At 60.3% G+C, this 17,222-nt stretch carries 15 protein-coding genes; 6 read left to right on the top strand and 9 right to left on the bottom strand.

Annotation, left to right across the window (positions count from 1 at the left end):
- Positions 1–57: 57 nt before the first annotated feature.
- The 4 genes from efeO (ACZZ0G_RS26595) to efeU are packed head-to-tail and all read right to left on the bottom strand — an operon-like array spanning position 58 to position 4,276.
- Entirely contained in the window at positions 58–882 is an 825-nt protein-coding gene (efeO, locus tag ACZZ0G_RS26595; protein WP_463558188.1) for an iron uptake system protein EfeO, read from the bottom strand.
- A gap of 29 nt (positions 883–911) precedes the next feature.
- A complete protein-coding gene (efeB, locus tag ACZZ0G_RS26600; protein WP_463558189.1) occupies positions 912–2,210 on the bottom strand; it encodes an iron uptake transporter deferrochelatase/peroxidase subunit in 1,299 nt (432 codons plus the stop codon).
- Positions 2,211–2,228: 18 nt separating this feature from the next.
- Positions 2,229–3,428: an iron uptake system protein EfeO gene (gene efeO / locus ACZZ0G_RS26605; RefSeq protein ID WP_463558190.1), complete on the bottom strand. Its 1,200-nt coding sequence runs from the start codon at positions 3,426–3,428 to the stop codon at positions 2,229–2,231.
- An 8-nt stretch (positions 3,429–3,436) separates the two neighbouring features.
- Positions 3,437–4,276 (bottom strand): iron uptake transporter permease EfeU, encoded by an 840-nt coding sequence (efeU, locus tag ACZZ0G_RS26610; RefSeq protein ID WP_463558191.1) that lies wholly within the window; start codon positions 4,274–4,276, stop codon positions 3,437–3,439.
- 288 nt (positions 4,277–4,564) lie between these two features.
- On the opposite strand from efeU, the gene ACZZ0G_RS26615 reads away from it, so the two are divergent.
- The 6 genes from ACZZ0G_RS26615 (at position 4,565) to ACZZ0G_RS26640 (ending at position 11,554) form a co-directional block, all read left to right on the top strand.
- Positions 4,565–5,581 (top strand): AraC family transcriptional regulator, encoded by a 1,017-nt coding sequence (locus ACZZ0G_RS26615; protein ID WP_463558192.1) that lies wholly within the window; start codon positions 4,565–4,567, stop codon positions 5,579–5,581.
- A gap of 267 nt (positions 5,582–5,848) precedes the next feature.
- On the top strand, positions 5,849–7,513 hold the full coding sequence (locus ACZZ0G_RS26620) for an AMP-binding protein (RefSeq protein ID WP_463558193.1): 1,665 nt from the start codon (positions 5,849–5,851) through the stop codon (positions 7,511–7,513).
- A gap of 18 nt (positions 7,514–7,531) precedes the next feature.
- Positions 7,532–8,293: an SDR family NAD(P)-dependent oxidoreductase gene (locus ACZZ0G_RS26625; RefSeq protein ID WP_397480604.1), complete on the top strand. Its 762-nt coding sequence runs from the start codon at positions 7,532–7,534 to the stop codon at positions 8,291–8,293.
- 11 nt (positions 8,294–8,304) lie between these two features.
- Positions 8,305–9,498, top strand: coding sequence for an acetyl-CoA C-acyltransferase (locus ACZZ0G_RS26630; protein ID WP_463558194.1), 1,194 nt, complete (start codon positions 8,305–8,307; stop codon positions 9,496–9,498).
- Between the two features lie 139 nt (positions 9,499–9,637).
- Positions 9,638–10,765 (top strand): acyl-CoA dehydrogenase, encoded by a 1,128-nt coding sequence (locus tag ACZZ0G_RS26635; RefSeq protein ID WP_007918873.1) that lies wholly within the window; start codon positions 9,638–9,640, stop codon positions 10,763–10,765.
- 15 nt (positions 10,766–10,780) lie between these two features.
- The gene (locus ACZZ0G_RS26640; RefSeq protein WP_463558195.1) at positions 10,781–11,554 is read left to right on the top strand and encodes an enoyl-CoA hydratase; all 774 of its coding nucleotides are present in this window, start codon (positions 10,781–10,783) and stop codon (positions 11,552–11,554) included.
- 526 nt (positions 11,555–12,080) lie between these two features.
- Here the strand turns inward: ACZZ0G_RS26640 and ACZZ0G_RS26645 are convergent.
- From ACZZ0G_RS26645 to ACZZ0G_RS26665, 5 genes are all read right to left on the bottom strand, one after another.
- Positions 12,081–13,232, bottom strand: a complete 1,152-nt coding sequence (locus ACZZ0G_RS26645) for an acyl-CoA dehydrogenase family protein (RefSeq protein ID WP_463558196.1) — start codon at positions 13,230–13,232, stop codon at positions 12,081–12,083.
- A gap of 3 nt (positions 13,233–13,235) precedes the next feature.
- Positions 13,236–14,342 (bottom strand): enoyl-CoA hydratase/isomerase family protein, encoded by a 1,107-nt coding sequence (locus ACZZ0G_RS26650; protein WP_463558197.1) that lies wholly within the window; start codon positions 14,340–14,342, stop codon positions 13,236–13,238.
- Positions 14,343–14,484: 142 nt separating this feature from the next.
- Positions 14,485–15,174, bottom strand: coding sequence for an HPP family protein (locus tag ACZZ0G_RS26655; RefSeq protein WP_463558198.1), 690 nt, complete (start codon positions 15,172–15,174; stop codon positions 14,485–14,487).
- Positions 15,175–15,331: 157 nt separating this feature from the next.
- Complete coding sequence (locus tag ACZZ0G_RS26660) at positions 15,332–16,510, bottom strand: MFS transporter (protein WP_463558199.1); 1,179 nt, start codon at positions 16,508–16,510, stop codon at positions 15,332–15,334.
- A gap of 200 nt (positions 16,511–16,710) precedes the next feature.
- Complete coding sequence (locus ACZZ0G_RS26665) at positions 16,711–17,220, bottom strand: GNAT family N-acetyltransferase (RefSeq protein WP_463558200.1); 510 nt, start codon at positions 17,218–17,220, stop codon at positions 16,711–16,713.
- Positions 17,221–17,222 lie beyond the last annotated feature (2 nt).

Below are 17,222 nucleotides of genomic sequence, written 5' to 3' on the forward strand. Positions count from 1 at the left end.
ATTCCAAATGTGGGAGCGAGCTTGCTCGCGAAGGGGCCAGGCCAGACGCTAAAAAACTTAATTCAGACCCAGCTTGCCACGCAACGTGGACAGGTCTTCCGCCAGTGTATTCACCGGCCCGACCAGCGCTTTACGGTCGTTATCCTTCACCTTGTCATAGGTCTCAAACCCACCGTCCTTGGTCTTGTACTTGGCCAGAATCTTGTCGACCGAGGCAAAGTTCTTGTCGACCTTCGCTACAAACGCCTTGTCCTGCTTTTCGATCTGCGGACGGAACAAATCTACGATTTTCTTCGCGCCGTCGATGTTGCCCTGGAAGTCGTACAGGTCGGTGTGGCTGTAGCGATCTTCTTCGCCGGAGATCTTGGTCGCGGCGACTTCTTCCAACAGTGCAGCAGCACCACCGACGACTTTCTCCGGCGGGAAGGTCAGGCCGGCAACGCGGGTTTGCAGGTCTTTGACGTCGCTGTTGAGTTTGTCCGCCAACTCGTTCAAACCCTGGGTGCTTTTCTCCGAGAACAGCGAGTATTCGATGCGGTGGAAACCGGTGAAGTCTTCAGCCTTCACGCCTTTCTCGTGGTCGTCGACGCGCGAATCGATGGACGCATCGAGGTCACTGAACAGCTCGGCAATCGGCTCGATCGACTCGTAGTAAACGCGGGTCGGTGCGTAGAGCTTTTGCGCGGTGGCCAGATCGCCTTTTTTCACCGCATCGGTGAATTGCTGGGTGTGGCTGCCCAGTTCGTCCAATTGCTCGGTGACGTAAATCTTGTAGTCCGAAACCGGCCCCACCAGATCCAGCGGTGCTGTCGCGGCGAACGCCGACAGCGGGGTGTTGAGCAAACCAAGGGTCAGCAATAGCGCGAGTGGCGTCTTTTTCATGGGGGCGGCTCCAGTGTTGGGATGTTGTTTTATGCGGCTGTTTTCGGTTGTGTGGCGTTGAGCAGCGAGCGACCGATGAAATCCTTGTCGCCGGTGACACCCGGCAGGGTGAAGAAGTACCCGCCGCCGACCGGTTTGAGGTATTCCTCAAGCGGTTCGCCGTTGAGGCGGGTCTGCACGGTGATGAAGCCTTTTTCCAGATCGGCCTGGTAACAGATGAACAGCAGGCCCATGTCGAGCTGGCCGTTCTTGTTCACGCCATTCGAATAGTTGAATGGCCGGCGCAGGATCAGATTGGCCTGGCTCGCGGCGGTGCGCGGATTAGCCAGACGTATGTGCGCGTCGAGTTTGGTCAGCTTGCCCGCCGGGTCCTTGCTGTAATCCGGGACTTCGCTTTCGTGGCTGCCGCCGATAGGCGCACCGGAGGTTTTCACCCGACCGAGGATGCCTTCCTGTTCCTGCAGCGGCGTGCGGTCCCAGCGCTCGACGAAGTTGCGGATGATCCGCACCGCTTGATAGCTGCCGTGGGCAGCCCAGGCCGGTTCATCGCTGCCCGGTTGTACCCAGACCAAACGATCCATGGCTTTGCTGTCGTTGGAGTCGGGGTTGGCCGAACCATCGCGGAACCCCAGGAAATTGCGCGCCGATTGCGCTGGCACACCCGGTTTCGCCGGGGCTTGCGGCGGTACGCTGCCTTCCTGCTTCCAGCGCACCAGCAGCAGGTCGGGGAGGTTTTTGACGATGTCGCGCAGGGCGTGGATGTTGGTGTCGGCGGTGTTCGAGCAGAACTGCAAACTCAGGTCGCCGTGGCAGCAGTCGGCTTCCAGCGCGTCATTAGGAAAACCGACCATGCGTTGCAGGCGTTTGGGCTTGGCGTCGGCCAGACCGAAGCGTTCGTCGAACAGCGACTCACCAACGGAAACGGTGATGGTCAGGTTGTCCGGCGTCACGTTCGGGCCGAGAATGCCGGAATCCGGCGGTGGCAGTTTCGGATCGATCTGCGCGACCGGGCCGCCCTTCATCAAGAACGCGATGCGCTCGTTGAGGGTGCGGAACAGCCGCTCCAGGTCTTCCCGATCACCGGCCAATACGTCGAACGAAACCAGCATGCCCGAGGCCGGGCGCGGGGTGACGATGCCAGTCTGGTGGACGCCGTGGAAATCGTGACGGTCTTCGGTCTTGTCACTGCTCGGTGCTTCGGTGACTTGCGCCGGCGCGGCGGCCATCGCCGGGCAGCTCAGCGCGGAACCGGCGAGGGCGACACCGGCGGCGCCCATGCCCATCAGGACACGGCGGCGTTGCAGGTTGAGGGATTCGGTATCTTTCATCGGGAACGGGTCTTCTGCTTACAGGCCGGAGAGGCCGAGGGCGGGATCGATGCCATCCAGTGCGTCGGCCAGAGCCTGCGCCTTGTCGGCAATCTGCTTGCGTTGTGCGCCGCTGATGGCGTCGTAGCTGGCGTAGCCGTCCTGGTTCTTGAAGCTATCCAGCGTGGTATCGAAATCGGTCAGCGCGGCGTCGATTTTCGGCAACAGATCGGCGGCCGACTTGGTCAGCATTGGCCGTAGCAGATCGACGACTTTGTGTGCGGTTTGCGCGTTGGCGGCGAAACCGTTGAGGTCGCTGTGGCTGTAGCGTTCTTCTTCACCACTGGCGGCGCGCACGTCGGCCAAGGTGTTGAGGTTGCGCACGACGATGTTGACCAGTTGCTCTGGCGGCAGACTCTGCGCGAGCAGTTGCTGTTTGAGCGCGGTTACGTCGCTGAGCAGGCGCTGGGCGACCGGTGTCAGTTCGTCGAGTTTGCGCTGCTGGAACAGTGCGTACTCAATGCGGTGGAAACCAACGAAGGCCGGATCCTGCTCGCGTTTTTCGAAGTAATCGGCGCGGGCGTTGATGTTGTTGTCCAGTTCAGCCAGACGCTGGGCAGCCGGGGCCAGACGCTGATACGCCGCGCGGGCCGGCAGGTACAGCGCCTGAGCTTGACTCAAGTCACCGCTTTCAATGGCTTGATTCAGAGCGGTCACGGCTTTGATCAGCGCGCTGCTCTGGCTGGCCAGGTACACTCGGAATTCCGACAGCGGCCCGACGAAGGCGACCATCGATGGTTTGGCTTTGGCCGCTGCGTCAGACGCGGCAGTTGGCGTCACATGCAAGGTGCCGCGCGGGTTGCTCAGCAAACCGCAAGTGATCGCGTAGTCGCCCGGTTGCAGATTGGCGTTGATCACCTGGCTCAGGCCCGGCGCGATGTTTTCGCGCTCTTCGACGACGAGCACACCATCGAGAATTTCCCATTCCACGGCGCGCTCGGAGCGGTTGACGATGCGGAAACTGGCGCGGCCGGCCGGCACCGTCAGGGCATTCGGCTCGCAGCTGCCCGGATGAATATTCACCACCACTTCATCGTGGTTGTGCTGACGCTTGGCTGCGGCCATTTTCGAGGCGTAATAAAACAGACCGCCGGCGGCGATCATCACCACCACCGAACCGGCCACCGCCCAGCGCAAGGCGCGGGGAGGGGAGGCCTGAGGAGTATTAGGCTTTGACATGAATGCCCTTATTGGCTGGAAACGGAAGACGTTTGCGTGGAAGGCTTGGGCGCTGGGATGAAGAGCATCACCAGTGCCACCAGCAGATAAAGCAGATACGCGCCTAGGGTGCTGACGGTCGGCGCATCCTGATAACCGAACATGCCGGCTAGCACCGAGCCCAACGGGCCATCCATCGGCAGCGTCGCGCTGAAGTCGAAGAGCACCGTTTGCAGGTGATTCCACAGCCCGGCTTCATGCAGGGCCTGCACGGAATTGGCGAGAATCCCGGCGGCGACCACCAGAATGAACAGGCCGGTCCACTTGAAGAACGCCGAAAGGTTGAGGCGCATGCTGCCGCTGTAGATCAGGAAGCCGACGATGATCGCCAGAATCAGCCCGAGCAGGGCACCGATCGGCGCGCCCGGGCCTTCGCTTTGCTGGAACACCGCGAGCAGGAAGAACACCGTTTCCAGGCCTTCACGGGCGACGGCGAAAAAGACCATGGCGATCAGTGCGATGACCTGATGTTTCGAAGAAGTCAGCGCATGATCCAGCGAGGCTTGCAGCGAATGCTTGATTGAACGCGCGACCTTGCGCATCCAGAACACCATGGAACTGAGAATGGCCACGGCGACCAGACCGACGATGCCTTCGAACAGCTCCTGCTGTTTTTGCGGGAATTCGGCACTGACCAGTTCCAGGCCACCACCGACCAGCAGGGCGAGGGCAGCGGCGAGGAAAACCCCGATCCACACCGCAGGCATCCACTGGCCACGGCCGGTTTGCTGAAGGTAACTGGCGATGATGCCAACGATCAGCGCGGCTTCAATGCCTTCGCGCAGCATGATCAGAAAGGGAACGAGCATTCGGTGTCCAGTAAGTCATTTGTAGAGGTTACAAGTTGTAACATAATGACAACCATTCTCACATGACAATCATTGACACAAACCTGAACAGAAGCTGAACAAGTTAAAGAACAACCATTCTCATGCGGGTGACACCGGAACTCTGTAGGAGCTGCCGAAGGCTGCGATCTCTTGATCCTGGTTTTTTGGAATCAAAAGATCGCAGCCTTCGGCAGCTCCTACATGGGATTTGTGGTGTTTGAGGTAAGATGCCTGCCAATTAAAAAACAACAAGGTTCACCGCGCTCCATGTCGGAAAAAGACACCATCGCCGTTCAACTGGTGCGTGAAGCGCTGTTGCAAAGTTGCGCGCCGGGCGTGGCCACGGACGAAGTCTTGAGCAAGGTCGGCATTGCGCCGGCGCTGCTGCAAACCGCGCAGGGCCGGGTGCCGGCCTCGCAGTACGCCAAGCTCTGGCGGCTGTTGGCTCGACGGGGCGATGACGAGTTCTTTGGCATGGACCCGCGCAAGCTCAAGTCCGGCAGCCTCGAATTCCTCTGTCGCAGCGCAATGGCGCAACCGACGCTGGCGGCGGCTTTGAGTACTGGCCTGAGCTTTCTGTCGTTGATGCTGGAGCGCATGCCGGCGCAGTTGGTGCACCAGCAAAGTCTGGCGGAAATCGTGCTGCTGGAGGACGACGCGGAACCGCGCCGCGCCTTCACCTATTTCACCTATTGGATGATCGTCCACGGCGTCGCCTGCTGGCTGGCGGGGCGGCGGATTCCGATTCTGGCGATTGAATTGCGCTGCCCTGAACCGGACTTCACCGATGACTACCGGGTGATGTTTTCCGAGAACCTGCGGTTCGATCGGCCACGCACGCGGATGATCTTTTCTGCCGATTGCCTCGATTTGCCGATCAAGCGCACCGCCGAGGAATTGAAACGCTTTCTCGCCCACGCCCCGGCCAACATTCTGGTCAAGTACCGCGACCCGGAAAGCCTGGCCAGTCGGATCAAGCAGGATTTGCGGCAACTGCCTGCCGAGCAGTGGCCGGAAACCGAGGCGTTGGCGCAGCAGTTGTGCATGTCGGCCTCGACTTTGCGCCGACGCTTGGCGGAAGAAGGGCAGACGTATCAAGGCCTCAAGGACAGCGTGCGTAAGGAGTTGGCGATCGTCTGGCTGGCGGAGCCTTCGATCAGTTTTGTCGAGATTGCGGCGCGGTTGGGGTTTGCCGATGCGAGCTCGTTTTACAAGGCGTTTCGCAAGTGGTCGGGGTCGAATCCGGGGCATTACCGGACGCTGATTTTGAATGAGGTTGTCTGACCCAACACATCCCGCCGCTTGATCGTTCCCACGCTCCGCGTGGGAATGCCTCATGGGACGCTCCGCGTTCCAATTCTTAAGTGGACGCAGAGCGTCCGGGGCTGCATTCCCACGCGGAGCGTGGGAACGATCGGCAAAACTTGAACCTTGGCCAAACCAGTCAGCCATGTTGATGGCTTTGACCATTGCCGGCGCTGCCCCACAGCGCGACTATCCCTCTGTTGTTTACGGTTCCCAGCCTAATAAAAACACAGAGGGATTCTGGCAATGCGCGATTACTTGTCTGCCACCAAACAGTTCAACTATCAGCACACCGTGGAAGCCGCGCTCAGCGGCACGCTGGAGGCGCTTAACGCCTGCGTCGAATGCTGCGACCGCCACGCCTTGCCCGGGCGCATCGCGCTGTTCTGGGAAGGTCGCGATGGCGCCAGTGCGACGTACACCTTCAGCGATCTGCAGGACAAAGCCGCGCGTTTCGCCAATTTCCTTCTCGCCCAGGGCGTGCAGAAGGGCGACAAAGTCGCCGGCCTGCTGCCACGCAATATCGAATTGCTCATCACCGTGCTCGCCACCTGGCGCATCGGCGCGGTGTATCAGCCGCTGTTCACCGCGTTTGGCCCCAAAGCCCTCGAACATCGCCTGAACAGCTCCGGCGCCAAAGTCGTGGTCACAGACGCGGTCAACCGGCCGAAACTCGCTGAAATCGCCGATTGCCCGACCCTCGTCACCGTCGGCGGCGCCAAAGGTCAGGGCATCGTCCGTGGCGATTTCAGTTTCTGGGCCGAACTGGCCAATTATTCCAACGTTTGCGAACCGGTGCTGCTGACCGGCGAAGACCCGTTTCTGTTGATGTTCACCTCGGGCACCACCGGCCCGTCGAAAGCGCTGTCGGTACCGCTGAAAGCCATCGTCGCCTTCCAGAGTTATACCCGCGACGCCGTTGATCTGCGCCCGGAAGATTCATTCTGGAACGTTGCCGATCCGGGCTGGGCCTACGGCATCTATTTCGGCGTCACCGGGCCGTTGTCGATGGGCCACCCGATCACCTTCTACGATGGCCCGTTTACCCTCGAAAGCACCTGTCGGGTGATCAACAAGTACGGCATCACCAACCTCACCGGTTCGCCGACGGCTTATCGTTTGCTGATTGCCGGCGGTGACGAGTTCGCCAAGTCGATCAAAGGCAAGCTGCGCATCGTCAGCAGCGCCGGCGAGCCGCTGAACCCGGAAGTGATTCGCTGGTTCGCCGACAACCTCGACGTGGTCATCCACGACCATTACGGCCAGACCGAACTGGGCATGGTCCTGTGCAACCACCATGGCCTCGACCACGCGGTTCACGTCGGCGCCGCCGGTTTCGCCTCGCCGGGCCACCGCATCGTTGTGCTCGATGATCAGTACAAAGAACTCGGTGTCGGCCAGCCCGGCATTCTTGCCATCGACCGACCGCAATCACCGATGTGCTGGTTCGGTGGTTACGAAGGCGCGCCGACCAAGGCCTTCGTCGGCGACTACTACCTCAGCGGCGACACCGTGGAATGGAATCCGGACGGCAGCATCAGTTTCGTCGGCCGCAGCGATGACGTGATCACCACCTCCGGCTACCGCGTCGGCCCGTTCGACGTGGAAAGCGCACTTATCGAACACCCTGCGGTGGTCGAGGCGGCGGTCGTCGGCAAACCCGATCCGGAGCGCACCGAACTGGTCAAAGCCTTTGTCGTGCTCAGTGCGCAATACCGCGCTGCCCCAGAACTCGCGGAGGAGCTGCGTCAACAGGTGCGCAAGCGTCTGGCCGCGCATTCGTACCCGCGTGAAATCGAATTTGTCAGCGAGTTGCCCAAGACCCCGAGTGGCAAATTGCAGCGCTTTATCTTGCGCAACCAGGAAATCGCCAAGGCTCAAGAGGCCGCGGCGCATAACGTTTCAGCTTGAAGATCAGGAACTACAGTCATGCAGATCGAGAACAAGGTTTTTATCGTCACTGGCGGCGCATCCGGCCTCGGTGCGGCCACCGCTGAATTGCTGGTGAGTGCCGGCGCCAAAGTGATGCTGGTGGACATGAACGCCGAAGCGGTCGCCGCGCAGGCTCAGCGTCTCGGCGCACAAAGCGTGGTCGCGGATATCAGCAACGAAGCCGCCGCCGAAGCCGCCGTGCAAGCGACCGTCGCCGCGTTTGGCAGCGTCAACGGTCTGGTCAACTGCGCCGGCATCGTGCGTGGCGAGAAGATCCTCGGCAAGAACGGCCCGCATGCGCTGAGCAGTTTTGCCCAGGTGATCAACGTCAACCTGATCGGCAGCTTCAACATGCTGCGTCTGGCCGCAGCCGCGATTGCCGAATCCGAGGCAAATGCCGATGGCGAACGCGGTGTGATCATCAACACTGCATCTGTCGCGGCGTTCGACGGTCAGATCGGCCAAGCGGCTTACTCTGCCTCCAAAGGCGCGATTGCCAGCCTGACCTTGCCAGCCGCCCGTGAACTGGCGCGTTTCGGCATCCGCGTAATGACCATCGCTCCAGGTATTTTCGAAACGCCGATGATGGCCGGCATGACCCCGGAAGTCCGTGACTCGCTGGCCGCCGGCGTACCGTTCCCGCCGCGCCTGGGCAAGCCCGCCGAATACGCTGCACTGGTTCGGCATATCATCGAAAACAGCATGCTCAACGGCGAGGTGATCCGTCTCGACGGCGCCTTGCGCATGGCCGCCAAGTAAGAGGATTTGTCATGACTATTTCCAACGATCCGATTGTTATCGTCAGCGCTGTGCGCACGCCCATGGGCGGCTTCCAGGGCGAACTGAAAAGCCTCACCGCGCCGCAACTCGGTGCTGCGGCGATCAAGGCTGCGGTTGAACGCGCCGGTGTTGCCAGTGACTCCGTCGACGAGGTGCTGTTCGGTTGCGTGTTGCCCGCCGGTCTCGGTCAGGCACCTGCGCGCCAGGCTGCGCTGGGTGCCGGGCTGGATAAGTCGACCCGTTGCACCACCGTCAACAAGATGTGCGGCTCGGGTATGGAAACCACCATTCTGGCCCACGACATGCTGGTTGCGGGCAGCGCCGATGTGGTGATCGCCGGCGGTATGGAAAGCATGTCCAACTCGCCGTATCTGCTCGATCGTGCCCGCGCCGGTTACCGCATGGGCCACGGCCGCGTGCTTGACTCGATGTTCCTCGACGGCCTCGAAGACGCCTACGACAAGGGCCGCCTGATGGGCACCTTCGCCGAGGATTGCGCCGAAACCAATGACTTCAGCCGTGAGGCGCAGGACGCCTTTGCCATCGCCTCGACCACCCGCGCGCAGCAGGCGATCAAGGACGGCAGCTTCAAGGACGAAATCGTCCCGCTGACCGTGACTGTCGGCAAAGAGCAGGTGCTGATCAGCCACGACGAGCAGCCGCCGAAAGCCAAACTGGACAAGATCGCCTCGCTGAAACCGGCGTTCCGCGAAGGCGGCACGGTGACAGCAGCGAACTCCAGTTCAATCTCCGACGGTGCGGCGGCGCTGGTGCTGATGCGTCAGTCGCAGGCACAGAAACTCGGGCTGAAACCGTTGGCGGTGATTCATGGGCATGCCGCGTTCGCTGATACCCCGGGCCTGTTCCCGGTGGCGCCGATAGGTGCGATCAAGAAGTTGATCAAGAAAACCGGTTGGTCGCTGGGTGACGTCGATCTGTTCGAAGTGAACGAAGCGTTTGCCGTGGTGGGCATGGCGGCGATGACTCACCTGGAAATTCCCCATGACAAGCTTAATGTGCATGGCGGTGCCTGTGCGCTGGGCCATCCGATCGGCGCTTCGGGTGCGCGGATTCTGGTGACATTGCTCTCGGCGCTGCGCCAGAAGAAGCTCAAACGCGGCATCGCGGCGATCTGCATCGGCGGCGGTGAAGCCACGGCCATGGCCGTGGAATGCCTCTACTAAACTCACTCCCCCTGTAGGAGCTGACGAGTGCAACGAGGCTGCGATCTTTTGATCTTGTATTTAAGATCAAGATCAAAAGATCGCAGCCTGCGGCAGCTCCTACAGGGGGTTGTGGTAAACCGGATTTTAAGGATTCACCATGATTCCCAACGAAGACCAAACCCAGATCCGTGACATGGCCCGGCAGTTTGCCGAGGAACGCCTCAAGCCGTTCGCCGCCGAGTGGGATCGCGAGCACCGTTTCCCCAAGGAAGCCATCGGCGAGATGGCTGAGTTGGGCTTCTTCGGCATGCTCGTGCCGGAGCAGTGGGGCGGTTGCGACACCGGCTACCTGGCCTACGCCATGGCCCTGGAAGAAATCGCCGCCGGCGATGGCGCCTGCTCGACGATCATGAGCGTGCACAACTCGGTCGGCTGCGTGCCGATCCTCAAGTTCGGCAACGACGACCAGCGCGAACGTTTCCTCAAGCCGCTGGCCAGCGGCGCCATGCTCGGCGCGTTTGCGCTGACCGAACCGCAAGCCGGTTCCGACGCCAGCAGCCTGAAAACCCGCGCACGGCTGGAAGGCGATCACTATGTGCTGAACGGCTGCAAGCAGTTCATCACCTCCGGGCAAAACGCCGGGATCGTGATTGTGTTTGCGGTGACCGATCCGAGTGCAGGCAAACGCGGCATCACTGCGTTTATCGTGCCGACCGATTCACCGGGTTACAAAGTCGCTCGCGTTGAAGACAAGCTCGGCCAGCACGCGTCCGACACCTGCCAGATTCTCTTCGAAGACGTCAAAGTGCCGGTGGCCAATCGCTTGGGCGAAGAGGGCGAGGGTTACAAGATCGCCTTGGCCAACCTTGAAGGCGGCCGCGTCGGCATCGCTTCGCAGTCGGTGGGCATGGCCCGCGCGGCATTCGAAGCTGCGCGTGATTACGCCCGAGAGCGCGACACCTTCGGCAAGCCGATCATCGAGCACCAGGCCGTGGCGTTTCGCTTGGCCGATATGGCCACGCAAATCGCCGTCGCCCGGCAGATGGTGCATTACGCGGCGGCCCTGCGTGACAGTGGGCAACCGGCACTGGTCGAGGCGTCGATGGCCAAACTGTTTGCTTCGGAAATGGCCGAAAAGGTCTGCTCGATGGCGTTGCAAACCCTCGGCGGTTACGGTTACCTCAACGACTTCCCGCTGGAGCGCATCTACCGCGACGTGCGCGTCTGCCAGATTTACGAAGGCACCAGCGATATTCAGCGCATGGTTATTTCGCGCAATCTTTAACAAGGAATTTTATTCATGACTTACCAAACCATTCTGCTGGAAACCCACGGCCGCGTTGGTCTGATCACCCTCAATCGGCCGCAGGCGCTGAACGCGCTGAACGCGCAACTGGTCAGCGAAGTGAACCAGGCACTCGATGCGCTGGAAGCAGACGCGAACATCGGTTGCATCGTCCTCACCGGTTCGAAAAAGGCTTTTGCTGCCGGTGCCGATATCAAGGAAATGGCCGAGCTGACTTACCCGCAGATCTACATGGACGACCTGTTCAGCGACAGTGATCGTGTGGCCAACCGCCGCAAGCCGATCATCGCGGCAGTCAACGGTTTCGCCCTTGGCGGTGGCTGTGAACTGGCGTTGATGTGCGACTTCATTCTGGCCGGTGACAACGCCAAATTTGGCCAACCGGAAATCAATCTTGGTGTGTTGCCGGGCATGGGTGGCACTCAACGCCTGACTCGCGCCGTCGGTAAGGCCAAGGCCATGGAAATGTGCCTGAGCGGGCGTTTGATTGATGCGGTGGAGGCTGAGCGTTGCGGCATCGTTGCGCGGATTGTGCCGAGTGATGAGTTGTTGGATGAAGCGCTGAAGGTTGCTGCGCTGATTGCCAGCAAGTCGTTGCCGATTGCGATGATGGTCAAGGAAAGTGTGAACCGTGCCTTTGAAGTGAACCTGACTGAGGGCGTGCGTTTTGAGCGTCGGGTGTTCCATGCGGCGTTTGCCACGCAGGATCAGAAGGAGGGGATGGCGGCGTTTATTGCCAAGCGTGAGGCTGAGTTTAAAGGCAAGTAACGCGTCCAGAGCGAAAAGCCCCTCACCCTAACCCTCTCCCGGAGGGAGAGGGGACTGATCGGGGGATGCTTTAGATGTACGCCGACCTGAAAGAGCATTAGTAAATCCATAATCGACTCAATCTTTCACGTCGATGCATAACGCCAGACACCTCGGTCGGCTCCCTCTCCCGGAGGGCGAGGGGGCTGATTGGGGGATGTTTTAGATGTACGCCGACCTGAAAGAGCTTTACTGAATCCATAATCGACTTAGTTTTATCCAGTCCATAATCGACTCAATCTTTCAGGTCGATGTATAACGCCAGACACCTCGGTCGGCTCCCTCTCCCGGAGGGCGAGGAGGCTGTTTGCGGGATGTTTTAGATGTACGCCGTCCTGAAAGAGCTTTACTGAATCCATAATCGACTTGGTTTTATCCAGTCCATAATCGACTCAATCTTTCACGTCGATGCATCACGCCAGACACCTCGGTCGGCTCCCTCTCCCTCCGGGAGAGGGCTGGGGTGAGGGAAAAGGGGCCACCACAATCACAGCTGATAGTTCTTCAGTTCGCGCGCAATCACCATCCGCTGAATCTCGCTCGACCCTTCATAGATCTGGGTAATCCGCGCATCGCGGTAGTACTTCTCGACCGGATAATCCTCCAGATACCCATACCCGCCATGAATCTGAATCGCCGAAGAACAGACCTTCTCGGCCATTTCCGACGCAAACAGCTTGGCCTGCGAAGCCTCTGACAAGCACGGTTTACCCGCCGTGCGCAGTCGCGCCGCATGCAGGATCATCAAGCGTGCGGCGTTGATTTGCATGTGCATGTCAGCCAGCAGGTTGGCGATGCTCTGGTGCTCATTGATCGGTTTGCCGAACTGGATACGCTCGCGCGAATACACCAGCGCCGCTTCAAATGCCGCACGGGCGATGCCCAGTGCTTGCGCGGCAATACCGATGCGCCCGCCTTCAAGGTTGGACAGGGCGATCGCCAGACCTTTGCCACGCTCACCAAGCAGATTGGCCTCGGCAATGCTGCAGTTGTTCAGCGTCACCGCGCAGGTATCAGAGGCGCGGATGCCCATCTTGTGCTCGGTGCGATCAACGATAAAACCCGGGGTATCGGTCGGCACCAGAAACGCCGAAATACCTTTCTTGCCCAGGTCCGGATCCGTCACCGCAAACACGATCGCCAGTTTCGCCCGTTTGCCGTTGCTGACAAATTGCTTGGCGCCATTGATCACCCACTGGCCGTCACGCAGTTCGGCACGGGTGCGCAGGTTGTGCGCTTCGGAACCGGCCTGCGGTTCGGTCAGGCAGAAGCAGCCGATGGTTTGACCACTGGCCAGATCCGCCAGCCAGGTCTGTTTCTGTGCTTCGCTGCCGTAATTGAGCACCGGGCCGCAACCCACCGAGTTGTGGATGCTCATGAAGGCGCCGGTCGCGCCGTCACCGGCGGAAATCTCTTCCACGGCCAAGGCGTAGGCAACGTAATCGACGTAAGTGCCGCCCCATTCCTCGGGGACCACCATGCCGAGCAAACCGAGTTCACCCATCTTCGCGACAAGGGCATCGTCAATCCAGCCAGCCTTTTCCCACGCCTGCGCATGGGGTGCGATTTCGCCACGGGCAAAGTCCCGGGCCATGTCGCGGATCATCACTTGTTCTTCAGTCAGTTCGAGATCGTGCATGGCTCAGCTCCCGCTCTCAGCAAACCCGTGGAAGAAACTCGCGACATGCTTTGCGTCCAGCGCTGCGAGGGTCGGCGGGTTCCAGCGCGGTGTCTTGTCTTTATCGATCAGCAAGGCGCGCACGCCTTCGATCAGGTCGCCGCGCTCGAACCACTGACGATCCAGATGCAGTTCCAGCGCGAAGCAGTGCTCCAGGCTCAGATGACGACCACGACGAAGCATCTCCAGCGTCACCGCCATGGCCAGCGGCGAGCGGGTTTCCAGCAGATCAGCCGTGGTGGTCGCCCATTCGTGGCTGTCGGCGACGGTCACCGCGCGCAGTTGCTCGACCATGCTCGGCACATCCGGCAAGGCGAAGAAATGATCAATGGCCGGGCGCAAGGCCTCGAGCGGAGCATCAGGCAGGGTTTGCACGGCGTGTTTGGCCAGCAGGTTTTGCAGGGCTTTCAGCGGCGTGTCCTGCCATTCCATCGCGTCGAGTTTTTCGTCGAGCAGGGCCAGTTTGCTGCTGTCCAGATACCAGTCGGCCAGCCCGCAATACAGCGCATCGGCGGCACGGATCTGCACGCCGCTGACCCCCAGATAAATCCCCAGCTCACCGGGAATGCGCGGCAGGAAATAACTGCCACCGACATCCGGGAAATAACCGATGGCCACTTCCGGCATCGCCAGTCGGCTCTTCTCGGTGACCACGCGCAGATCGGCGCCTTGCACCAGACCCATGCCGCCGCCGAGGACGAATCCGTCCATCAGCGCCAATACAGGTTTGCGGTAGTGATGAATCGTCAGGTCGAGGGCGTATTCCTCGACGAAGAAATCTTCGTGCAGCGTGTCGCCGCTTTTGAAACTGTCGTACAGCGAACGAATGTCGCCACCGGCGCAGAAGGCTTTTTCACCGGCTCCGCGCAGAACCACGGCTTGAACATTGGCGTCAGTTGCCCAGGCATCGAGTTGCTGTTGCAGCAAGCGCACCATGTCGAGGGTGATGGCATTGAGACCGGCGGGGCGGTTGAGGGTCAGGTGACCGATGTGGTTGCGAACGTCGGCCAGCACTTCGTTCTGCGTGGCATCCATGGACGGTGTCCGCTGGGATGAAGCCTGAGCTGTCATCAGTAACTCCCTGCTTTTATTGTCTTTATTTGAAAAACTCGCGCGCGAGCGTTACCGGATCGTAACAGTGCAAATTTGCCCTGTACAACCGGGATATGTGCAGGCGCTGTCTGCGTTTTTACCTTAGACGATATGCACAGGATTACTTGGAAAAAACCTCACCGATACTGCGGCGTCTGGCGTGCATTTCACTGGCATGGATCAACCGCTCGAGATCCTCGGGCGTCACATCAATGAACGCCTCCATGTCCGCCAGCGCCAGTTTCAGGTCTTCGGCGGTGATCGCCTGACTGTCGACGGGTGCAACGACCGGCGCCGGTTCTGCCGGGCGTTTCGGGTAACGGATGCGCGTCAGGTTGTTGTAGGCCAAGGCACTGAGCAGCATGCACGCCGCGCCGAGCATCACCGGTTCCATGGCCTTCCAGTCCATGGCGATGGTCGCCGGATCGGCTAATACGAGCGTCAATGCCAACGCCCCGGCTGGCGGATGCAGGCAACGCAACCAGCACATCAGAATCAGCGCCATGCCCGCCGCCAGACAGGCGCTGCCGAGCGTGCGCCCGAGCACATGGGCCACCAGCAACGCGACGACGCCGGCACACAAATACCCCCCCAGAATCGACCATGGCTGGGCGAGGGCACCGGACGACACGGCGAACAGCAACACCGCCGACGCACCCAGCGGGCCGATCAGGTGATAGGCGACGTCATGACCGAACACCTGCGCGCACAACCACACGCTGAACAACGTGCCCAGCGCCATGCCGATAGCGGCGCGGCTCCATTCGGTCGGGCGGGTATTGATGGCGGCGGGCAACCAGCGAGCGAGCATGTGAATCCGATCCTTGCAGCAAATTCAAGACAAAAAAAAGGACTTGTCCGGCATATCCGGAAAGCCCTCGAAGTGTTCCAACATTGGGGGAGGAACGCGCACAGTGTGCCGGGCAAACTCGATGCTGACAAATTCATATTAATGCAGAGTTAGTGCATTAATTTTGAACTGAAGCGACTCGACGGCCACTGACGAAACACAAATAGCCGCCCACAGCGGCCAGAGCGCTCAAGGCATAGAACATGCTCGGCGCCGGCGTGTGCATCAGTAGAAACCCGCACATCACCGGACTCGCCGCACCGCCCAGGGCCGCCAGGTTCTGCGCGCCGTAATAGCTGCCACGCAGTTCTTCAGGCGCGAGGGTGTCGACAAACAGAAAGTCGGCGGGGTAAATGATCATCTCGCCCAAGGTGAAGATGAACATCGCCACGCACCAGCCGATCAGGCTGTCGGCCAGACTGAAGCCGATCAGGCCGATGATGAACAACGCGGTGCCGCCAGCAATCCAGTGGCGCAGGTGTTCGCGCCTGAGCAAACGGCCGATCTGGTACTGCAACAGAATCACCGTGATTGCATTGCAGGCGAGCAGGGCGGCCATGGTGTCCAGCGTCTGTTGCTGGGTGTGGGTGACCAGCAGGTATTGCGACAGGTACAGGGTGAAACGTCCGTGCACCAGCGTGCTGAGCAGGCAACCGAAGGTAAACAGGATCATCGTGCGGTCGTTTTTCAGGATGATCAGGGTTTTCAGAAAGCTTTGTGGCTGAGCGACCGCTGCGACCGGATTCACTTCGCGCCCGGCACCAAGCAGCAGAAAGAGGCTGCCGATGGCAATCGCGCCCGCGACGATAAACGGCGCTGACGGCTGAACCCCGGCGATCACCACACCGATCATCGGGCCAACGGCGTAACCGATGTTGGTCAGCGTGTAGTTCAGGGAAAACGCCTTGACCCGTTGGCCCACCGGCAGGTTTTCACTGAGGATGGCTTTGGAGCAGATCAGGAACAGCGCCGACGCGGTTTCGCTGATGATCAGCACCAGCGTGACCAGATACAGATTCTGCGCGAAGGTCAGCAGAATCAGGCCGATGCCGCTGGAGAGCATGGTCAGGATCAGCAACCGGCGCTTGTCGAGCCGATCGATGATGTAACCGCCGTACAGCGACAGCAACGTGGCGCTGAATACCGCGATGCCCAACAGCAGACCGACGTCTTGCGGGTTGAGGCCGAGCTTGTTGCTGAGGAACAGCGTCAACAGCGGGCTGATCAGCGCGCGGCTGATAACGACGGTCAGCGAGCTGATCATCAACCGGCGGATGAGGCGCGAGTAGGTGGCCACGAAGGGTCAATGTCCTTATTTGAAAATGCCTGGCGGGCGTGCGTTATCCTCCCTGCGCATGCAGCACGGGTCAAGCGATCACACCCACAACCCATGTGGGAGCGAGCTTGCTCGCGAAAGCGCAGTGTCAGTCAACATTGATGTATCTGACACAACGCATTCGCGAGCAGGCTCGCTCCCACAGGGGATTTTCATTGCTTTCAACTCAGGAGCAGGCGCATGGCACAACGGCGGTCAGCAGGAAAGCCGTGGGCGATTTCGGCTTGCAGTGCTTCGCGCAGATGCTGATCGACTTCTGAAGGAGTCAGCTCGATAAACCCCATGCGCTGATAGAACGGCGCATTCCACGGCAGGTCGCGAAACGTGGTCAGTGTCACGGCGTTCAAGTGCCGCTGTCGCGCGTGTTCAATCGCCGCCGAAACCAACTGTCGACCGATGCCTTGCCCCTGAAAGGCTTGACTGACGGACAGCTCTTCAATGTGCAAGTGCCGGTCGATTTCGACTGCGCGCAGAAAACCCGCCAGTTCGGTAGTTTCGGCGACCCACACATGCGCCTCCTCGATAGCCCGCAAATGTTGCGCAACCTCCGCCACTTCGGCATCCGCCAGCCAGGCCAATTGCGGGTCCAGACGAAACAACGCGGCAGCCGATCGCTCGACAGCGGGCAGGGCTGTGGCATCGCGTGCGTGGGCCTGACGTATGCAGATCATCC

This window comes from Pseudomonas sp. AC169 (assembly GCF_979258515.1).

Bases quoted from the DNA above. Each gene is read 5' to 3' on its own strand.
- efeO (WP_463558188.1), bottom strand. From the start codon at position 882: ATGAAAAAGACGCCACTCGCGCTATTGCTGACCCTTGGTTTGCTCAAC.
- efeB (WP_463558189.1), bottom strand. From the start codon at position 2,210: ATGAAAGATACCGAATCCCTCAACCTGCAACGCCGCCGTGTCCTGATG.
- efeO (WP_463558190.1), bottom strand. From the start codon at position 3,428: ATGTCAAAGCCTAATACTCCTCAGGCCTCCCCTCCCCGCGCCTTGCGC.
- efeU (WP_463558191.1), bottom strand. From the start codon at position 4,276: ATGCTCGTTCCCTTTCTGATCATGCTGCGCGAAGGCATTGAAGCCGCG.
- ACZZ0G_RS26615 (WP_463558192.1), top strand. From the start codon at position 4,565: ATGTCGGAAAAAGACACCATCGCCGTTCAACTGGTGCGTGAAGCGCTG.
- ACZZ0G_RS26620 (WP_463558193.1), top strand. From the start codon at position 5,849: ATGCGCGATTACTTGTCTGCCACCAAACAGTTCAACTATCAGCACACC.
- ACZZ0G_RS26625 (WP_397480604.1), top strand. From the start codon at position 7,532: ATGCAGATCGAGAACAAGGTTTTTATCGTCACTGGCGGCGCATCCGGC.
- ACZZ0G_RS26630 (WP_463558194.1), top strand. From the start codon at position 8,305: ATGACTATTTCCAACGATCCGATTGTTATCGTCAGCGCTGTGCGCACG.
- ACZZ0G_RS26635 (WP_007918873.1), top strand. From the start codon at position 9,638: ATGATTCCCAACGAAGACCAAACCCAGATCCGTGACATGGCCCGGCAG.
- ACZZ0G_RS26640 (WP_463558195.1), top strand. From the start codon at position 10,781: ATGACTTACCAAACCATTCTGCTGGAAACCCACGGCCGCGTTGGTCTG.
- ACZZ0G_RS26645 (WP_463558196.1), bottom strand. From the start codon at position 13,232: ATGCACGATCTCGAACTGACTGAAGAACAAGTGATGATCCGCGACATG.
- ACZZ0G_RS26650 (WP_463558197.1), bottom strand. From the start codon at position 14,342: ATGACAGCTCAGGCTTCATCCCAGCGGACACCGTCCATGGATGCCACG.
- ACZZ0G_RS26655 (WP_463558198.1), bottom strand. From the start codon at position 15,174: ATGCTCGCTCGCTGGTTGCCCGCCGCCATCAATACCCGCCCGACCGAA.
- ACZZ0G_RS26665 (WP_463558200.1), bottom strand. From the start codon at position 17,220: ATGATCTGCATACGTCAGGCCCACGCACGCGATGCCACAGCCCTGCCC.